Origin of the sequence: Streptosporangium sp. NPDC001681, from assembly GCF_040298085.1 — a bacterium.
In the GTDB taxonomy this organism is placed as follows: domain Bacteria; phylum Actinomycetota; class Actinomycetes; order Streptosporangiales; family Streptosporangiaceae; genus Streptosporangium.
On the sequence record NZ_JBEOZN010000042.1, the window covers coordinates 17,814 to 35,051 of the forward strand.

Annotated in this window: 18 protein-coding genes; 3 read left to right on the top strand and 15 right to left on the bottom strand. The window is 68.3% G+C overall.

Annotation, left to right across the window (positions count from 1 at the left end; all coding sequences use genetic code 11):
• Positions 1-79: 79 nt before the first annotated feature.
• Entirely contained in the window at positions 80-574 is a 495-nt protein-coding gene (locus ABT130_RS20430) for a TIGR03618 family F420-dependent PPOX class oxidoreductase (RefSeq protein ID WP_350957328.1), read from the top strand.
• A gap of 83 nt (positions 575-657) precedes the next feature.
• Here the strand turns inward: ABT130_RS20430 and ABT130_RS20435 are convergent, their stop codons facing one another.
• The 8 genes from ABT130_RS20435 to ABT130_RS20470 all read right to left on the bottom strand — a co-directional run bounded on the left by ABT130_RS20435 (position 658) and on the right by ABT130_RS20470 (position 6,720).
• Entirely contained in the window at positions 658-792 is a 135-nt protein-coding gene (locus ABT130_RS20435; RefSeq protein ID WP_350957331.1) for a recombinase family protein, read from the bottom strand.
• A gap of 121 nt (positions 793-913) precedes the next feature.
• The gene (locus ABT130_RS20440; RefSeq protein WP_350957333.1) at positions 914-1,471 is read right to left on the bottom strand and encodes a dihydrofolate reductase family protein; all 558 of its coding nucleotides are present in this window, start codon (positions 1,469-1,471) and stop codon (positions 914-916) included.
• A gap of 136 nt (positions 1,472-1,607) precedes the next feature.
• A complete protein-coding gene (add, locus tag ABT130_RS20445) occupies positions 1,608-2,585 on the bottom strand; it encodes an adenosine deaminase (RefSeq protein WP_350957335.1) in 978 nt (325 codons plus the stop codon).
• Positions 2,586-2,682: 97 nt separating this feature from the next.
• Positions 2,683-3,282, bottom strand: a complete 600-nt coding sequence (locus ABT130_RS20450; protein ID WP_350957337.1) for a DUF1707 SHOCT-like domain-containing protein — start codon at positions 3,280-3,282, stop codon at positions 2,683-2,685.
• A 293-nt stretch (positions 3,283-3,575) separates the two neighbouring features.
• Entirely contained in the window at positions 3,576-4,376 is an 801-nt protein-coding gene (locus ABT130_RS20455) for a GNAT family N-acetyltransferase (RefSeq protein ID WP_350957340.1), read from the bottom strand.
• 177 nt (positions 4,377-4,553) lie between these two features.
• Positions 4,554-5,126 (bottom strand): hypothetical protein, encoded by a 573-nt coding sequence (locus ABT130_RS20460; protein WP_350957342.1) that lies wholly within the window; start codon positions 5,124-5,126, stop codon positions 4,554-4,556.
• Between the two features lie 159 nt (positions 5,127-5,285).
• Complete coding sequence (locus tag ABT130_RS20465; protein WP_350957345.1) at positions 5,286-6,083, bottom strand: tetratricopeptide repeat protein; 798 nt, start codon at positions 6,081-6,083, stop codon at positions 5,286-5,288.
• A 166-nt stretch (positions 6,084-6,249) separates the two neighbouring features.
• Positions 6,250-6,720 (bottom strand): MarR family winged helix-turn-helix transcriptional regulator, encoded by a 471-nt coding sequence (locus ABT130_RS20470; protein WP_350925554.1) that lies wholly within the window; start codon positions 6,718-6,720, stop codon positions 6,250-6,252.
• A 69-nt stretch (positions 6,721-6,789) separates the two neighbouring features.
• On the opposite strand from ABT130_RS20470, the gene ABT130_RS20475 reads away from it, so the two are divergent.
• Complete coding sequence (locus ABT130_RS20475) at positions 6,790-7,239, top strand: MarR family winged helix-turn-helix transcriptional regulator (protein ID WP_350957348.1); 450 nt, start codon at positions 6,790-6,792, stop codon at positions 7,237-7,239.
• A gap of 27 nt (positions 7,240-7,266) precedes the next feature.
• On the opposite strand, the gene ABT130_RS20480 is transcribed toward ABT130_RS20475, so the two are convergent.
• Both ABT130_RS20480 and ABT130_RS20485 read right to left on the bottom strand, forming a co-directional pair.
• A complete protein-coding gene (locus ABT130_RS20480) occupies positions 7,267-8,199 on the bottom strand; it encodes an oxidoreductase (RefSeq protein WP_350957351.1) in 933 nt (310 codons plus the stop codon).
• Entirely contained in the window at positions 8,196-8,687 is a 492-nt protein-coding gene (locus tag ABT130_RS20485; protein WP_350925560.1) for a hypothetical protein, read from the bottom strand. Before ABT130_RS20485 ends, ABT130_RS20480 begins: the two co-directional genes overlap by 4 nt.
• A 284-nt stretch (positions 8,688-8,971) precedes the next feature.
• Here ABT130_RS20485 and ABT130_RS20490 point away from each other — a divergent pair, with 284 nt between their 5' ends.
• A complete protein-coding gene (locus ABT130_RS20490; RefSeq protein ID WP_350957353.1) occupies positions 8,972-9,901 on the top strand; it encodes a superoxide dismutase in 930 nt (309 codons plus the stop codon).
• Positions 9,902-9,970: 69 nt separating this feature from the next.
• Here the strand turns inward: ABT130_RS20490 and ABT130_RS20495 are convergent, their stop codons facing one another.
• The 5 genes from ABT130_RS20495 to ABT130_RS20515 form a co-directional block, all read right to left on the bottom strand.
• Positions 9,971-11,821, bottom strand: coding sequence for an ABC transporter ATP-binding protein (locus ABT130_RS20495; RefSeq protein WP_350957356.1), 1,851 nt, complete (start codon positions 11,819-11,821; stop codon positions 9,971-9,973).
• Entirely contained in the window at positions 11,821-13,653 is a 1,833-nt protein-coding gene (locus tag ABT130_RS20500; protein ID WP_350957359.1) for an ABC transporter ATP-binding protein, read from the bottom strand. The genes ABT130_RS20495 and ABT130_RS20500 overlap by 1 nt, the downstream gene beginning before the upstream one ends.
• Before the next feature lie 238 nt (positions 13,654-13,891).
• Positions 13,892-15,157 (bottom strand): Fic family protein, encoded by a 1,266-nt coding sequence (locus tag ABT130_RS20505; protein WP_350957362.1) that lies wholly within the window; start codon positions 15,155-15,157, stop codon positions 13,892-13,894.
• A 279-nt stretch (positions 15,158-15,436) separates the two neighbouring features.
• Positions 15,437-16,381 carry a CU044_5270 family protein gene (locus tag ABT130_RS20510; protein WP_350957365.1) on the bottom strand — a complete coding sequence of 315 codons (945 nt, stop codon included), beginning with the start codon at positions 16,379-16,381 and terminating at the stop codon, positions 15,437-15,439.
• A complete protein-coding gene (locus tag ABT130_RS20515) occupies positions 16,378-16,965 on the bottom strand; it encodes an RNA polymerase sigma factor (protein ID WP_350957368.1) in 588 nt (195 codons plus the stop codon). The genes ABT130_RS20510 and ABT130_RS20515 overlap by 4 nt, the downstream gene beginning before the upstream one ends.
• Between the last annotated feature and the right edge of the window lie 273 nt (positions 16,966-17,238).

Here is a 17,238-nt window from a genome sequence, read left to right on the forward strand (position 1 = left end):
CTTGACTCGGAACTGGACCGTCGGCGAGCTGTCCTCGGTATAAATTCATCCACCAAGGCGAGATATGGAGATGGGAAATATGGCTGAGGCGGAGAAGGCCACCTATGGGCCGGGCCGGGGGCCCGGGGCTCTGGTTCTCTCGGATGACGCGCTCGCGCAGCTGTTCGGCGCTCACCAGATAGGTGCGCTGGCGACGAACAAGCGCAACGGTCATCCTCAGCTCTCCACCGTGGCCTACGTGTGGGATGCCAAAGAACGCATCGCGCGAATCAGCACGACGGAGGATCGGCTCAAGGTACGTCACCTGCGCAGAGACCCCCGGACCGCCCTGTATGTGTCCAGCAGCGACTTCATGTCCTACGTCGTGGCCGAGGGTGAGGCGGAGCTCTCGGCGGTCAGCGCTGTGCCCGGGGATGCGGCCGGACGGGAGCTTCTGGGTATGCAGCCGCTCTTCGACCATCCGGAGGACGAGGCCGCGTTCCTTGAGAACATGGTCGCGGATCGGCGCCTGGTGATCAGGCTTTGCGTGTCTCGCCTGTACGGGATCGCCTTGGACGTCCCCTCCAGTGAATAGCGCACGTTGACCCGCTCCACCTGCCCGCAGCGGATCCGAACCGGACATCAAGTCACTATGCCGAGGCCCTGGTCCAGCAGGGTTCAGCTGGTGCCCGTCAGCCCCTTGTCCAGGTAGATCCGGTCATCCGGGATACCGAGCCCAGTCAGCGCCTGGCGCTGGATGGTGAGGTCTTGCAGCACGGTTGAGCATCTGGCGTAGCCGATCAGTTCTCCCACCTGGGAAGCGTGCCGTTTACCCCCTCACCGGACAATTTCGCGGACTGGTCTAACGAGACAAAGTTTCCGCAGGTCGCCATGCCAGGCGGCGGATGATCTCGGTGTCTCGTTGAGGAATCGGCTATCGGACGTCGTAGGTGATCTGCACCATGCCGTTGCCGAATCGGCGTTCTCGCTTCAGGGAGAGAGCGGTTCGAAGCCCGTCTGGCAGGACCGGTGTCCCCGCGCCGACGATGATGGGACAGAGCAACAGCTCGACCACGTCGACGAGCCCAAGCCGAAGCGCGCTGTGGGCCAAGGTCGGACCCTCTACTGTCAAGTCCCCGGATGCCTCGGCCCGGGCCCTCTCGATCGCCTCGGCCGTCAGTTTTCGCTCCAGCCGAGTGCGCTTGGTCCAGACCTCGGGCAGGCCGGCCGAGAAGACGACCTTCTGTGCGGCCTGCCACGTGGTCGCGAACGCTGAGGACTCAGGCGACTGGGCGGCAACCGCCGGATCGGTCTCCCACCCTGCCATCGCCTCATACATCCGCCGCCCGTAAAGGTAGGTGCTCACCTCGCCGGCGTCAGCGTTGAGCGCCGCGATGACCTCTTCGTCAGGGACCGCCCAGGAGTAGTCGCCCTGGGCGTCAGTGTGGTAGCCATCAAGAGACGATGCGACCGAGTAGATGATGCGATGCACTAACTCGTCCTTCCTGCCGGGTTCGTAAATGAGACCACAATCGTGAGACTCAAACGACACGTGAGACTCATCGGCCGGACGCTCGCTCGTTCGGAAGGTCGCCGGGGTCGGGCGCGCGAGCGGCGCTCCGCCACCGTCAGACCGGCCGGGTTTCGCCCCCCAGGGGCGATGCCGTGGTCAGCCAGGCATCGACTTCGGCGAGAAGCGCCGCCTTGAGCTCCCAAGGGGCGAACGAGGCCTCGATCGAAGCACGAGCCAACTCGGCCATGACGTCGTCGCCGTATCCGTGGACCTCACGCAACCGCGCGTACTCGTCGGCCAGCGCCGTCTCGCCGTCGGTGTTGACCGTGACCGCCAGCCTGGCCGCGCGTAGCCGAGGCAGGGGGTGTTCGGCCAGCGAGGCAACGAGCCCGAGCAGGACGTTGGAGGTGGGGCAGACCTCCAGCGGGATTCCGCTCTCGCGTACCCGTGCCACCAGCGCGTCGTCGTCGAGCACCCGGATGCCGTGCCCGAGCCGCTCGGCGTGCCCGACGTCCAGCGCCTCGCGGATGCTGGCCGCGCCGGCCGTCTCCCCCGCGTGGTGCACCAGGTGCAGCCCGGCCTCCCTGGCCGCGTCGAGCACCTCGGCGAAAGGCGTCAGCGGATGGCTCTCGTCGCCCGCCAGCCCTATGCCGATCACCTCGTCGTAGCGGACGGCCAGCTCGTACGTCCGCCACAGCCGCTCCACCGGACGCCGCCTGGAGTGGTCGAGCAGCACCCGGCTCCGGATCCCGAACCTGGCGCAGCCTTCGGCCAGCCCGTCGAGCACCGCCTCCAGCGGCATCTCGGGCGCTCCGACCCGCTCCCCGTGTGAGGCGGCGGTGAAGGTCACCTCGGCGTAACGAGTGCCCTGAGCGGCCTCGTCCTCGCAGAACTCCACCGCGATCCGGCGGAAGTGCTCGGGCGTGCGCAGCGACTCGCGTACTTTGGCCCGCTGGTCGGCGAACGCGCGGAAGTTCGCGAACGGGCCCTCGGGCTCCGGCGGGCCGCCCAGCTCCCGCACGGTCTCGGGACGTACGGTGCTCTCCAGGTGCACGTGCAGGTGGGCCTTGGGCAGCAGTCGGAGATCTCTCACGTCAGATCATGCTAACGACCCTTGATGATCTTCGACCATCCACGGCGACCCGGCTGAAGATTCGAACTCCGTGCGGGCCACTCCAGCCGTTTGTCGCTCACCGCAGCTGAGCGCGTTTCAGCTTGCGGCGTTCGAGGGCGTTGGGATGGCGGACGACCACGCCTGCCGGGCCGCCGGTGCCGGTGAGGCGGATCAGTGGTGTGCCCGGCAGTCGGTCGGGAGTGGTCTTGTCCCTCAGACCGCCGAGGCCGGGATCCATCCCGCCGGTCTCCACGGCCCAGCCGTCAGGGAGGATGATCGTGACCCCGGCCATCTGGCCGTGTGCTTCCACCTCGACCTCGGGCAGCCGGCAGTCGGCCTGGGTGAAATCGATCTTGACGCCGGCCATGCCGCCGTACGCGCTTACTTTCGCGGGTACCTGCCAGCGCCCGACGCGCGCCGCGCCGTGAAGGCCTCCCTTGAGGACCAGTGGCTGTCCCGGGTCCGGCGGAACCACGGGCGGCAGGTCGGCGGTGAGGGGCGTCAGATCGGCGTAGGTTCTGGCGGTCAGCGCCCGTTCCAGCCTCTCGTCGAGCTCGGTCAGTTCGATACGGCCCTCAGCCGCCGCCTCGTTCAGCCGTGTCACCACCGCTTCGCGCTCGGCATGGGAGACGCGCAGTTCACCACGACGGAAGGATTCCGGGTACTCAGCGGTCATGTAGTCGATGATACGGAGATGTGGGTACAAACGCGGCCACTGCCGATCACTGTAAGTCGCGTGGACCGAGGATGAGGCGGTAGCCGCCGGTCACGCGTTCACAGCAACGCAGGCCAGGCAGGCGGCCCTCTCGTCGCGCGATCTGACCGTGCCGGACCGGTCAGGATCTGGTCGGCCACGGCTGCCGGGCCGGCCACCCCCAGATGCGGTGGCTGACCAGTGTGATCGGTCCTTCGGCCGCCCATGGGGAAAGGATCAGCCCCGCTCCGGAGCGGGGCTGGAATCGGCGATCCTCAGGCCGGAGCAGTCGTTGACGGCTCCAGCTGGACCTGTGTCTCGGCGTCGGTGAATCCGACCGAGCGGTACACGCGGATCGCGACGTAGCTCGGATCGGCCACCATGACGAGCGTGTGCGCGTTCAGATGTTCCAGAGCGTGCCGGCCGGCCGTGTACACGAGGGTTCCGGAAAGGCCCTGGTTTCGATGTGCCGGGTGAGTGTCGACGGCCTGGTAGCGCGCGAGCCCCGAACCATCGGTGAACAGGCCGAGCCCGGAGACCATGCGGTCGTTCACGAAGGCTCCGAACCACGCGCCGCACCCGCGTTCCTGCAGTCGGCGCATCGCCGCCAGATTGCGCTGGGCGAACACCCGGTATCCCTCGATGTCGGGACCGGGGTTGGTGGCCTCCTGCAGTGCCAGCGCGGCGGACCAGTCCTCGTCGCCGTCCAGGACGCGGAAGTGAGCGTCACGGTTGGGGTGCGGCGGCGGGTGCACCGCACTGGCCGTCATCACGGTGCTCCGCTCGACATCGAGGCTCGCCGCCGCCAGTTCCTCCGGCTCACCGGCGTCGCCGGTGACACCGTCGACACCGAGGGCGACGTGGCCGGCGTCCGGGAACTCGCGGTGGAAGGTGTTCACCCACGAGGCCACCGTTCCGGGGGCCGGCGGAGTGTCCAGCAGGATGAAGTTCCCCCAGTGATAGGTCGGGTTGGCGGGCGTCCGGACAGCCAGGTAGCCGTCGCGCCGGTCGACGACGCCGCCTTGCAGCCCGAGCAACATCAGATCACTCTGGTATCCCAACGACCGCACAGCCATGGTCAAACCGTACCGGCGCCCTCATCGCCTCACCAGAACCCAGGTTTTCCAGATCGCCGGCCTGTTGAGCCAGGCCGGGCTGGTCATGCGTGCCCGGCTGCTGCGCGAGCCCAGTGAGAGCACGGAGACGACGCAGCAGGCCTGCCTGCCGGCCCACAGACCGGAATGGCTCCTCGGTCACCGGCTCTTGGCGGGCTCTCCTTCCAGCGCGCTCCTGATCATGGCGAAGCTCTCCGTGATCTTCCCGGCGAGGCCGCGCGGGATCTCAAGGAAACCCACCGTGTCGGCGTCGGCCCAGTAGCAGTAGGTCCCGTCGTCGGTGTTCCGGCAGGAGGCCGCGCCGCGGAGCGGACCGGTTCCCACGTAGACCCAGTCCGTCTGCGGGTTCTCCCTCTCGCGGTCCTGAGCGGTCAGCCAGTCCACGGCGGCCTTGGGATCGGTCACCTCGGCCTGCGCCCCGGTGGCGTAGAAGGATTTCAGGCGCGGGGTGTCCTGGTAGAACGTGGTGAGCTGGGTGCCGGAGATCTTGTGGTGCGGCCCGTCCGGGAGCTTGAAGCGTTCCTCGGCGGGGGTCACCGATACCAGGTCCAGTGCCCCGATCGCGGTGGGGAAGGGCGTCGCGAAGGTTCCCGGGGGTTTCGGCGGGTTCTGGGCCGATGAGGCGTCCTCCTGATCCGCTTCGACGGTGAAGGTACATCCCGCGAGAACGCCGACCGCGAGCGTCATGAGGGAGATTCTTGCGATGTTCATGGCGTGAGGGTGATCCAGTGCGCTTGTGCGCCGGTTGGATCTCTCTGGCACCTGATGGAAATCATCGCACGTATGTAACCTGGAGGCGCTGGACGGAACATCTGTCGTGGAAGTGAAGCCGGTCCTCGGCCGAGGAATCGAGCGCTGAGCCGATACGGGTCACGTCCTGCCGGGGGTGATCCCGCACCGTCGGAGCCGTTCGGCCTCGTCGGTGTGGCCGAGCCGTCTCAGCAGGCCGATCGCCTGGGCCAGAACGTCGGGGCGGCCCAGTTCGGCGGTGCTCAGGTAGGCAAGGACCGCTCTCTCCGCGTGACCGGCCTCGCAGAGCAGCAGGACCGCCCATATCAGGGCGTGCGCGTCGCCGGTCTCCGCCCGGGTCCGCAGCCAGGTGATCGCCTCCTGGGTGCGGCCCGTCTCGTGCATCAGGTCGACCGCGTGCGCCAGGGCGTCGGGGTAACCCGCCTCGGCGCGGGCCCGCAGCCAGGTGATCGCCTCCTCGGCCCGATCCAGCTGGTACAGCAGGACGGTGAGCCGCCTGAGGGCGTGGGGGTCGCCTGTCTCGGCGCGGGTCCGCAGCCAGGTGATCGCCTCCTCGGCCCGCTCGGACTCCTGGAGTAACTCGACCGCCTTCCACAGGGCGTCGATGTCGCCGGTCTCCGCCCGGGTCCGCAGCCAGGTGATCGCCTCCTCGGTCCGGCCCACCCGCTGGAACAACTCGACCAGCTGCCAGCAGGCGTCGGTGTTCCCGGCTTCCGCGGCGTGCCGGTAGGCGGCGATCGCCTCTTCGGCCCTGCCCGTCTCCTGCGGCTCGACCGGCCGCCGGCCGTCGCGGACGCGTCCGGCGCCGGCGGCGCGGTTGTGGTCTCCGGGCTGTCCCGCCCCATTGGGGAGAGCAGCGGTCCGGTTGGAGATGTCGGGCGGCCGCCGGAGCTGACCGCCGCTCTCATCGCGGCTCATCACTCATTGCCACTCGTCGCAACATCATCACTCCGTATGGAGCCTGCGGACGGCGAAAATAGACGATATTAAGGTGACATAAGTAATTCTGCCATCTCGCGGAGATCGGTTTTCTGCCCCCCTTCGGCGGGGCAATAATAGATATTTTAGTGTTGTCTAATATATTTTAGGTGATATTTCTGGGATTGGTGGGTGATTTTGCGGGCTCCGCCGGGCCCGTCAGGTTGGCCGACATCCGGGTCAGGACGTCGATCGTGGCCAGGTACTCCTCGGCGCTGATCCCCTCCGTGAGGCGGGCACGATCGGCGTTCACCTGCCGTCGTAACTCCTCGTGCGCCCGGATCCCGGCGGCGGTGAGGGTCGGCCGCTCCGCTCCCTCCAACCAGCCCCGCTCGCGCAGGTCGTCCGCCACCGGGCGCAGGGAGGGCCGCCGGTCGTCAAGGAAGGGGGCGAGGGCGATGTCGAGGTCGGCGAGGGTGGGGGAGTCGGTGGCGATGACGTTCAGCACCTGCCAGTGGCGGCGGGTCAGGCCCTGGCCGGCGAGGAGGCCGTCGAGGGAGCCCTCGACGAGGCCGTGCAGGTGCTTGATCCAGTAGCCGATGGGACGTCTCTGGCCGGTGATCTCGGAGATGTTCACGGTGCCGCCTTCCTGGGCCGATACATGTACTTTGACAATAACATGTATTAGTACATGTATCATTGGGGCATGGAAGACCCTCAGGTGGCCGCCGTCGAGCGGGCGATGGTGGCGATCCGGCGCAGCCAGACCCGCCGCGCCCTCCAGCGCCTCGCGGGTGACGTCGAGCTCGACCCCGCACTCTTCGGGGTGATCGACGCTGTGGAGGAAGGGCCGGAGGCCGCGACGGTGACCTCCGTCGCCGGTCGGCTGGGCGTCGACCAGCCCCGCGCCAGCCGACTGGTGGCCAGGGCAGTCGAGGCGGGGCTGCTGCGCAGGGTGGCCGACCCGGCTGACGGCCGCCGCAGCACGCTGGAGCTCACCGAACTGGGCGCCGGGCACGCCGAGCGGGTCCACCGCTTCCGCCGTGAGGTCTTCGACGCGGCGATGCGCGGCTGGTCCGAGCACGAAAGGCGGGAGTTCGCCCGCCTGCTCACGGCCTTCGTCGCGGAGCTGGGCCGACGCCACCGGGAAGGCTGACTCCTCTTTCCGCGGTGGGTCCGCCGATCAGGCGAGTTCGTCCAGCCGGGCGATGTCGCTCTCGGTCAGCCGCAGGTCGGCCGCGGCGACGTTCTCCTCCAGGTGTGCCACGGAGCCGGTGCCGGGGATCGCGAGGATGACCGGGGAACGGGCCAGCAGCCAGGCGAGCGCCACCTGGGTGCGGGTCGCGCCATGCCGTCCGGCCACCTCGTCGAGCGTCCGCTGCTGCTCCGCGGTGGGCGCCATGCCCGGTGGGGCCTGTGAGGTGTCCAGGCCCGGCCTGAGCATTCCCGCCGCGAGGGGAAAGTAGGGAACGAAGGCGATGCCGTGCTCCTCGCAGGCGGTGAGGACGTCCTCGCTGTCCCGGTCGAAGAGGTGGAACCGGTTCTGTACCGCGACCACGGGGGCGATCTCGCGGGCCTCGGCGAGCTGGGCGGCGGTGACCCCGCTGAGCCCGAGATGCCGGATGAGACCGCGCCGGTGCAGGTCGGCGAGCGTGCCGAAGGAGTCGGCGAAGGGGGTTTCGTCGGGGAAGAGCAGGCCGTCGCCGCCGACTCGCAGATAGACCAGGTCGAGGCGGGCCCTGCCGAGCCGGGACAGGTTCTCCTCGATCTGCTCGCGCAGCTCGGCCGGCGTGGCGGCGGCGTTCCACGACTGCCACTCGTCCCTGACCACGCCGACCTTGGTGGCGATCACGAGGTCGTCGGGGTAGGGGTGGAGTGCCTCGCGGATGAGGTCGTTGGCCACGTGCGGGCCGTAGAAGTCGCTGGTGTCGATGTGCCTGACGCCGAGTTCGACGGCTCGGCGCAGCACGGCCAGGGCGGCCGCCGGGTCCTTCGGCGGCCCCCAGACACCGGGGCCCGGCAACTGCATCGCCCCGTAGCCGAGCCGGCTGACGGTCGCTCCTTCGGCGAGGCGCAGCGGGCCGCCGGGGGCGGTGGTGGTGCGGTCGGTGGTCATGTGTGATCCCTTCGTGCTGGGTGCTGTGCGGCTGTGGCTCGACCGGAGAGCCGGGCACGGATGGAGGCGGTGGTGATGCCGCCGTCGGGATGGCGTTCGAGCTTGCCGCGACTGGCGAGGTCGTGAACGCCCTGGCGGGTGATGCCGAGCATGGCCGCCGCCGCCGAGGAGGGCACCGCGACGGCGGCCGGATGTCCCGCACGCCGGGCCACGGCCCGGCCAAAGGGGGTCGCCCACCATCCGGCCGGTGGATCAAAGGGGGCGTCACTGGGATACAGGGCGCTGACCAGGCGGATCGCGGTGTACGCGGCGGCCTGGTCGTCCTCCCCCAGCAACACCTCGGCCCACGCCCGGGACTCCGTCACCAGACGCTCCCCGAGCAGTTCGCCGGTGCCGAAGAGGATGTCCAGCGGATCGAGCAGCCTGCTGCCGACGATCCTCCTCAGATCGCCCGCGAGCATCTCGTGCGCTTCGGTCCAGGCGGTCACTGCCCCTCCTTTGCTTGACGTATGACGTCAAGTACTTGTCGCCAACTATCAAATACTTGACGTCATACGTCAAGCACTTCTCTGGATCTTCGAATGGAGCAGGTGCTCGCGGTGGCGTACGTCGGGGGCGGCCGATCCGGGCGGGGCTCCGTACCCCAACGACGTGAGCCTGCTACGACCGGTCTCCCGGCGGTCCGAAGTTCACGATCTTCTGCGCCGCGGTGCGAGATCGCGTTCTGTGAGCCGCCTTTCCCGGAACGGTATGGGGAGGAATAGTGAGATTCATGAGACCTGTGATCCTCACGACCGCACTGTGCGCCATGCTCGTCGGCCTGTTAGGCGCTCCCGCACAGGCCGACACCACCACGACTCCTCCCGCGGGCTTCCCGCTGCCCGCGGGATTCCAGCCCGAGGGCATCGCGATCGGACCCGGACCGGTGGCCTTCTTCGGCTCGCGGGCGACCGGCGCGATCTACCGGGCCGACCTGCGTACGGGCAGGGGAAGCGTGCTCAGCGACGGGCCGGGCACCCCGTCGCTCGGGCTGAAGACCGACGCGACGGGACGGCTGTTCGTCGCCGGCGGCACCGGCGGCGACGCACGCGTGATCGACACCCGTACCGGCAGGCTGCTCAAGAGCTACTCGCTCGCGAGCGGAGCCGCCTTCGTCAACGACGTCGTACTGGCCCGGAAGGCGGCCTGGTTCACCGATTCCACCAATCCCGTTCTCTACCGGCTCAGGTTGGGCGCGGGCGGCACCCTGCCGGCCACGGCCGACACGGTGCCGCTGACCGGTGCCATCGAGTACGGCCCGGGTATCAACGCCAACGGCATCGCCGAGACCCCCGACGGTAGATCGCTGCTCATCGTGCAGTCCAACACCGGACGGCTGTTCAAGGCCGACCCGGTGACGGGCGTGACCACATCGGTGGACCTGGGCGGTGAATCCCTCGGCAACGGCGACGGCCTGCTGCTGGTCGGCCGCACCCTGTACGTCGTGCAGAACCGGCTCAACGTCGTGACCGCGGTACGGATGAGCCGGGACGGCTCCTCGGGGCGGGTCGTCGACCGGCTCACCGACCAGCGTTTCGACGTGCCGACCACGGTGGCGAGGTTCGGCGATCGGCTCTACCTGCCGAACGCCCGCTTCACGACGCCACCCGAGCCGAACACCCCCTACGACGTGGTCGGGATCCGCGCGGCGCGGGCACGCTGACCGTCCTGGCGGGCTGCTCGAATCGTGGATCCCCGGCCGGTGCCCAGGCCCCGGTTCGAGCAGCCTCGATCACGCGGAGCCGGTGACAGGGCCGGTGACGGGGCCGGTGACGGAGACGAACCCGGAACCGGGACGGTAGTCGGGGGACTGGTGCCTGAAGTAGGTGTTGTAGACCTGGCAGTAGTGACCACCGCGAGCCAGCAGCGTGCTGTGGTCGCCCTCCTCGACGATCCGGCCGTGATCCAGCACGATGATGCGATCGACGTGCTCGATCGTGGACAACCGGTGTGCGATGACGATGGAGGTGCGGTCGGCCAGCACCCGGTCCAGGCCCTCCTGGATCTGGGCCTCGGTCAGCGGATCGACACTGGCGGTGGCCTCGTCCAGGACCACGATCGCCGGATCCTGGATGAGCAGGCGGGCCAGCGCGACGAGCTGGCGCTGGCCCATGGACAGGGCGCGGCCGTGTTCGCCGACGTCGGTCCGCAGGCCGTCGGGCAGGGCGTCGATCCAGTCGCCGCCGCCGACCGCCGTGGCGGAGGCGAGCACCTCCTCGTCGCTCGCCTCCGGCCTCGGGTATCTGATGTTGTCGGCGACAGTGCCGCTGAACAGGAACGGAACCTGTGGAACCGCGCCGATCTGCCGCCGGTACCCGGCCAGATCCAGCGTGCGGATGTCACGATCGTCGATGCTCAACCGGCCGTCCTGGAACTCGTAGAACCGGGTGATCAGCTTGCTGAGCGTCGACTTGCCCGCACCGGTGTGACCGACCAGCGCGACGCTCTCGCCCGCCTCGATGGTGAGGTTGAAGTCCCGCAGGACGGTGCTGTCGGCTTCGTAACCGAACCGGACGTCGCGGAACTCGATGCGGCCCGCCAGCCTGCCGACCGGCTGAGGGTCGGTCTGCACGACCCGGGGTGGCGCGTCGATCAGGGCGAAGACCCGCTCTGACGCGGACAGGCCCTGCTGGAACTGGGACCAGAACGCGGCGATGGAGGTCAGCGGGAACCAGAAGAGGGCGACCCCCTGGAGGAAGAGGTACCAGTCGCCGGCGGACAGACCGCCGGCGAGCACCGTGGTACCGCCCAGTTGGACGAGCGCGACCGTGGCCAGTCCGGCGACGAGAAAGAGCACCGGGAAGATGCCGGAGAAGACGAAACCCTGCCTGAGCGTCACCTGGTAGCTCTGCTCGTTGATGGGCCGGAACTCGTCGTAGACCCGCTGCTCCTGGCGGAAGTTCTTGGCGACGGTGATTCCGCCCATGGTCTCCTGCAGGGTGGCGTTCACCCGGCTCAGCGAGCGTTGCGCCCTGCGGCTGCTGCTGCGGGCGACCCGCCGGAACAGCAGCGCGATGCCCACCACGACCGGCACCACGAGAAGGGTCAGCAGGGCGAGCTCGACGCTGCGCAGGAAGAGCAGGATCGTGACGAAGCCCACCATCAACACCTGGCTGATCAGGTCCATCGTCAGGGTGGAGACGGTCGCGAAGTCATCGGTGTCGGAGGTGACCCGGCTGACGATCTTGCCCGACGGGTTCTCGTCGTAGAACGACAGGTCACGCTTGAGTACGGCGTCGAACGCGTCCTCGCGGAGACGCAGGACGACGTCTCCGGTGACCTTCGCGCTGTACCACTGGCGGATGAAGTTGAACAGCCAGCCGAGCACCCCGGCGAGCAGCAGGCCGACGGTGAGCTGCCGGCCCACATCGGCGATCGTGCCGTCCTCGATCCCGTCCACGCCCCAGCTGACCAGCAACGGCATGGCCGCCTGGGTCAGTGAGAAGAGCACGATCATGATCGCGACCAGGACCATCGAGCCCAGCTTCGGCCGGAAGTAGGACAGGATCCGGCGGAGTAGATCACGATCGTTGTAGGTGCGATCGTAGTCCTCGGCGTCGAGGCCGTCCATGATGAAGCCCATCAGCCCTGCCCTCCCTGCTCGCCCGCGAGGACCACGCCCGGGTCGGTGGTGCCCGCCAGGTCGACCTCGTCGTAGTGGGCGAAGATCCGCCGGTAGAGGCGACTGCGGGCGAGCAGTTCGTCGTGCGTGCCGTAGTCGACCAGCTCGCCTCGGCGGAGCAGCAGAACCTTGTCGGCCCAGCGGATCTGGGAGAGCCGGTGGGTGATCAGGAGCGTGGTGCGCCCGTCGAGAACGCGGTCGACGGCCTGCTGGATCCTGTCCTCCGTGGCGGAGTCGATCGCACTCGTCGAGTCGTCGAGCACGAGGATCGCCGGATCCGTCAGCAGTGCCCGTGCGATGGCCAGGCGCTGGCGCTGGCCACCGGAGAGGGTGATGCCGCGCTCACCGATGACCGTGTCGTAGCCGTCGTCGAGCTCGCCGATGAACTCGGCGGCCTGGGCCTCCTCCGCCGCCTTCACGACGGCGCTCCGCTCCACCTGCTGGCCAAGCCCGAAGGCGATGTTCTCGGCCACCGACCTGGAGAACAGCACGATGTCCTGCTCGATGGTGGAGATCTGGGAGCGCAGCGAGTCGAGGTCCCACTCGCGCACGTCCACGTCGTCCACCAGGATCCGGCCGGCGGTGACGTCGTAGATCCGGGGGACCAGCTTCGTCAGGGTGCTCTTGCCCGAGCCGGTCTCGCCGACGATCGCCACGGTCTCGCCCGGCTGCACGGTGAACGTCACCCCGCGCAACACCGGATCGTCCTCCCCGTAGCCGAACGTCACGTTCTCGAAGCGGATCGCCCCGCTGATCGGTGCGGCGTGGCCGTCGGCGCGTCGCCCGAATTCGGTCTCGGTGTTCATGATGCTCAGGATCCGGCGGGCGGACACGATGCCGAGCTGGACCAGTGAGAAGGTGAAGATCGATATATTGGTCGGGAAACCGATCATGTTCACCAGGCTCATGAAGGCGACCAGCTCGCCGATCGTGATGTCGCCCGCGGCCTGGAGGTAGAGGCCGTGCCAGAGCGCCCCGGCCATCGCGAAGGCGAAGAGCAGGGTCGGCAGGTAACGGGCCTGGACCAGGCCGTTGCGGACGAAGAAGTCGCGATAGCGTCGCGCGCGCGCCCGGAACCGCAGCCGCTCCTGGTCCTCCTGCGCGGACACCTTGATGACCTCGATGCCGCGGACCGCCTCGTTCAGCCCGGCGTTGAGATCGCCGAACTGCTCGCGCATGCGGGTCGCCACCGGGTTGAGCTGCCCCATGTAGTGCCGGAGTGCGAGAACGAAGACGACCGCGAAGACGCCGGGCACCAGCAGCAGCCGCGGGTCGATCGCGGCGATGAAGACCAGGGGCACGAGGCCGGTCAAGCTGGAGTCGACGATCAGGTCGATGCCCGGGGAGATCATGATGGAGAGCTGCCGGATGTCGTTGGCCGCCCGCGCCATCAGGTCGCCGACCCGCTGTCTGTTGTGGAAGGTCTGGCTCTTGCCGAGCAGGCTGACGTAGAGCTCGTCCCTGGTGTCCCGCTCCAGCCGCTTGGCCAGAACCTCGCTGGCCAGGCGTGCGATGAGGTCGAAGGCGCCGCGGGCCAGCACGATCGCCAGCAGTCCCAGCGAGATCAGGCCCAGCTCCCGCGCCCCGCCGCCGTTCTCGCCCAGCACGGTGTCGAAGGCCGCGCCGGTGAGCCCGGGAACCGTGGCGTTGAGCACGACCATGATCAGCGATGCGCCGAGGAATCCGGTCAGCTGGAGCGGATGGCGGCGAACATGGGACCAGAACCAGCGCACCGGACCTCGCCTGTCATGCGGGCGACCGGAGACGGAGAACTCCGAACTGCTGATGGTCACAGGTTCGCTCCCAAGCAGGTCAAGGATGAAAGTCGAACTTGCTTTCTATCACCGGGCGCCGACACTTTCCCATGCATTTTCTCGGCCCCGCCCTGCCCGTCACGGGCGGACACGCGGGCCGACCCGGATATCGGGATGCCGTCAGGTGAAATCGGCGGGCACCCCGCGCGAGGACCTTCGGAGGGAAATCGCCGTGGGGCACGTCGAGGTCGGGCAGCCCACCTACAGGCGATGACCCCTATGGTCGGTAAGGGACTGGCCGTGCGGGGGCTGCTTGGCGGGTGTCACCCAGCGGACTGGCGAGTGCTCTTTCGAATCCGGTGAGGGCGTTGATGAGGTCGGGGACCTCGAATGCGCGATTCCGCCTGCCGATGGTGGTCTGTTTGAGCACGCCTGCCGCCGCGAGCTGGTTGACCGCGTCGTTGGCTCGCTGGGCGGATCGCCCGATCAGGTCGGCGGCGGTGGTGGCCGTGAGCACGGGAGCAGAGGGAAGTACTCGCAGTAGAAGATCGACGGAGGACCCCGTGCGCACTCTCCCCAGCTTCTCTCGCCAGCCCCTTTCGAGGGCGTCGAGTGTCGCACCGAAACGATCCGTGTCGATACTGGCGCGGGCGGCGTCCGCGACGAATCGATCGAGACAGGTGCCCATGCCCTCCTGGGCTTGCGGAGAGTCGGAGGCTCCCTCGTAACGGTATGCGGTGAGTGCGGAGATGTAGGCATCGGTGTGTGACGCCAGGATGAGACTGATCGGTGGGGCGAAGCGGGGAGCCAATCCTCGACGACGGAGGATCAGGTGGATGAGTGCCCGTCCCGTACGGCCGTTGCCGTCAACGAATGGGTGGATCGTCTCGAACTGTGCGTGTGCGATGGCCGCCTGGACCAGGGCGGGATGGTCGTCTCCTGATATGTACGCGCACAGGTCTTCGAGGAGCGAGTGAACTCTGTCGGGCGGTGGGGGGACGAAGTCGGCGCCGCATGGTGACATGCCGGTTCCGCCAACCCAGTTCTGTTCGGTTCTGATCAGGCCGCCGAAGCGTGCGTCCCGAGTTCCGTTGAGAAGCCTTTGGTGGACTTCCAGGATGTCAGTGACATGTACGGCCGGTGCGTCCGCGAGTTCGAGAGCCGATTCCATCGCCCGGACGTTCCCGAGGACCGCGTGTGCCGTGTCATCGTGTGCCTCTATGCCGGTACGTGATGCCACATCGGCTTTGGCGAGACGCCGTACATTGATCTGCAGGCCCTCGATGAAGGAACTCGCCACAGCTTCGGCTCGTAGGAGAAGCCTGGCCAGCGCTTCAAGACTGATCAGGGCTTGTGGGGATGCGTTCAACTCCACGAGTCGGCGCTCGACGTCGCTCACATCCGCTGCGCGTTGTGCCGTCAGGTTCAGGGGGCGGCCTAGCAGAGGATCGGGAACGTACGCCTTGTAGTGGCACGGTTGGCGTTCCGCTCGCGTGGCACCGCCCGGAGTACCTGGCCAGGACATGGCGATGTACTCGGCCATAAGCGTTCTCCCCCTCCATCCATACGAACGGTTAGATGTTAACCGTTCGTATGGGCGCCAGATGTGAACTCTCTGGATTCGAGATCGGCGAGGGCTCCGGCCCGGTCTGAACGTACGGTGCCGCGACGGCGGAAATCGAAATGTCCGAGAGACCGGCTGGCGGGTACCCCGCGAGGACCTAGGAAGGGAATCGCAGTGGGGCACGTCGAGGTCGGCCGGCCCACGTGCGGGACATGACCCCCTGCCTGCGCTGGAAGGGGGGCGATCGGCCAGGATGTCCTAAGGCCGTTGCCCGGCCTTGTCGACCAGGTGGGCCTCCAGTCGGGCGCTGAGCACGAGAGAGGTGCCCGCCGCTACGAAGACCGGGTCCGAGTCCGTGTACTTGATCGTGCGGTCCGCGACAGTGACCCCGTACGTCCCCAGGTAGCGGAAATCATCCGGGCTCAGGATGAGCTCGTAGCGTGCCCAGTCGTCGGTGTAGCTGAAGGCCACCCCGTGCCGGCCCTCGGCGTCCACGGCATCCGGACGCACGGCCACTCCCTCGATCAGGGGCAGTGCGCGGAACAGGGCGGCGCGTACCTCCGGGCTGAGTGCCTGCTCGCCCATGAGCTGGTAGATCGCCTGGAAGAGCCGCTGCTCCCTGGACTCCTCATGAGGGCTGCCATCGCTGTTGAACATCCTGGCCATGGACTCCGCCGTGACCTTGTCGATCCGGCTGAGCAGCTCCTGTGGGGTGACGGGAGGCGCGGCCAGGTCGGCTGCGGAGATTCCGGGATGGGTGCCCTGAACGAGCAGTTCGCCGCCGGGCCGATACCAGGCGATCTGCTCGCCGTTCACACTGGTCCAGATCTCACTGGTGGTGCGCTCATCGAGATTCACCCCGAACCCGTCGCCGGGCGCGGCCAGCTTCTCCCTGATGTACAGCCACTGGTCCGGCGAGGGCTTCACCCCGCCGCGGACTTCGGCCGCCTCGGCCGCGCGCTCGCTGAGCTCCTGGACGCTGGCCACGGGCGTTGCCGGGGGCGCCTGCAATCGGACCGTACCGACACCGATCAGCACCGAGAGCGCACCGGCGAGCGCGACCCTCCAGGCCAGCCGGGGCAGGCGCCGCCGCGCGGGCGCGGGCAGGGCGTGGATCTCGTGCAGGAGGCGGGCACGGGCCGACTCCTCCGCCTCGCGGGTGATCGTCGGAACGGACGCGCGGAACCGCTGGATCTCTTTCACTGCTTCTCCTCCCGGGTCGGGTCGCCGCCGAAGGCGGTCCTTGCCTTCTTGCGCGCGCGGTGCAGCCGGGAGCGCACGGTCCCTACCGGGACGCCGAGCGCCTGCGCGACCTCCTCGTAGGACAGGTCACCCCACGCCACCAGCAGCAGCACGTCACGGTCACCGCGCGACAGCCCCGCCAACGCCTTCGCGATCCGTCGCTCCTCTTCCTGCGCGGCGACGCGGCTGATCACCGTGTCTGCCATCGGCTCCGGCAGCGGGTCCGCCCCCGTACGGCTCAGCGCCCGCAGGAACCGCTCCTCGTCGCGCCGGTGCCTGGCGACCAGGGTGGTCGCGATGCCGTACAACCAGGGCCTGGCCAGCGGCCGGGCCAGGTCGTAGGAGTCGCGACGGCGGAAAGCCGTCAGGAACGTCTCCGCCGTGATGTCGTCGGCCGCCTGGGTGCTCAGCCGCCGGGCGACGTAGTGGTGGATCTGGTGGGCGTAGCGGTCGAACAGCACGGCGAACTGCTCAGGATCATCACGCGAGCGGCGGATCAGCTCGGCGTCGTCCGTCTCGGCCGTTTCCACCGGCTGCGCGGTCATTTCAGTCCTCGTGGTTCCATGCCTGCTGTCTCCCGGAGAGCCGGAACGGGTTCTCGCCGGAGAGAGACGGGATGCTCGTCCGTGAACGCGGCGGGGGCCCACGCGGGATCCCGTCCGGCCTGGCGGCGATGTGTCCCAGGGAGAGTTCACCGGCTCACGAGCATCGGGGAGACCTGCCCGCCATGGGCGTGACGACCGGATCGCCGGGCCGTACCGGCTGGAAACCGGCATGTAGCCTGCGCGGGGACCTGGAAAGAGGGAAGCGCAGTGGCG

Coding starts and splice junctions, on each gene's coding strand:
- ABT130_RS20430 (WP_350957328.1), top strand. CDS start 80: ATGGCTGAGGCGGAGAAGGCCACCTATGGGCCGGGCCGGGGGCCCGGG.
- ABT130_RS20450 (WP_350957337.1), bottom strand. CDS start 3,282: ATGACCGCTGAGTACCCGGAATCCTTCCGTCGTGGTGAACTGCGCGTC.
- ABT130_RS20455 (WP_350957340.1), bottom strand. CDS start 4,376: ATGGCTGTGCGGTCGTTGGGATACCAGAGTGATCTGATGTTGCTCGGG.
- ABT130_RS20460 (WP_350957342.1), bottom strand. CDS start 5,126: ATGAACATCGCAAGAATCTCCCTCATGACGCTCGCGGTCGGCGTTCTC.
- ABT130_RS20465 (WP_350957345.1), bottom strand. CDS start 6,083: ATGAGCCGCGATGAGAGCGGCGGTCAGCTCCGGCGGCCGCCCGACATC.
- ABT130_RS20475 (WP_350957348.1), top strand. CDS start 6,790: ATGGAAGACCCTCAGGTGGCCGCCGTCGAGCGGGCGATGGTGGCGATC.
- ABT130_RS20480 (WP_350957351.1), bottom strand. CDS start 8,199: ATGACCACCGACCGCACCACCACCGCCCCCGGCGGCCCGCTGCGCCTC.
- ABT130_RS20490 (WP_350957353.1), top strand. CDS start 8,972: ATGAGACCTGTGATCCTCACGACCGCACTGTGCGCCATGCTCGTCGGC.
- ABT130_RS20495 (WP_350957356.1), bottom strand. CDS start 11,821: ATGGGCTTCATCATGGACGGCCTCGACGCCGAGGACTACGATCGCACC.
- ABT130_RS20505 (WP_350957362.1), bottom strand. CDS start 15,157: ATGGCCGAGTACATCGCCATGTCCTGGCCAGGTACTCCGGGCGGTGCC.
- ABT130_RS20515 (WP_350957368.1), bottom strand. CDS start 16,965: ATGACCGCGCAGCCGGTGGAAACGGCCGAGACGGACGACGCCGAGCTG.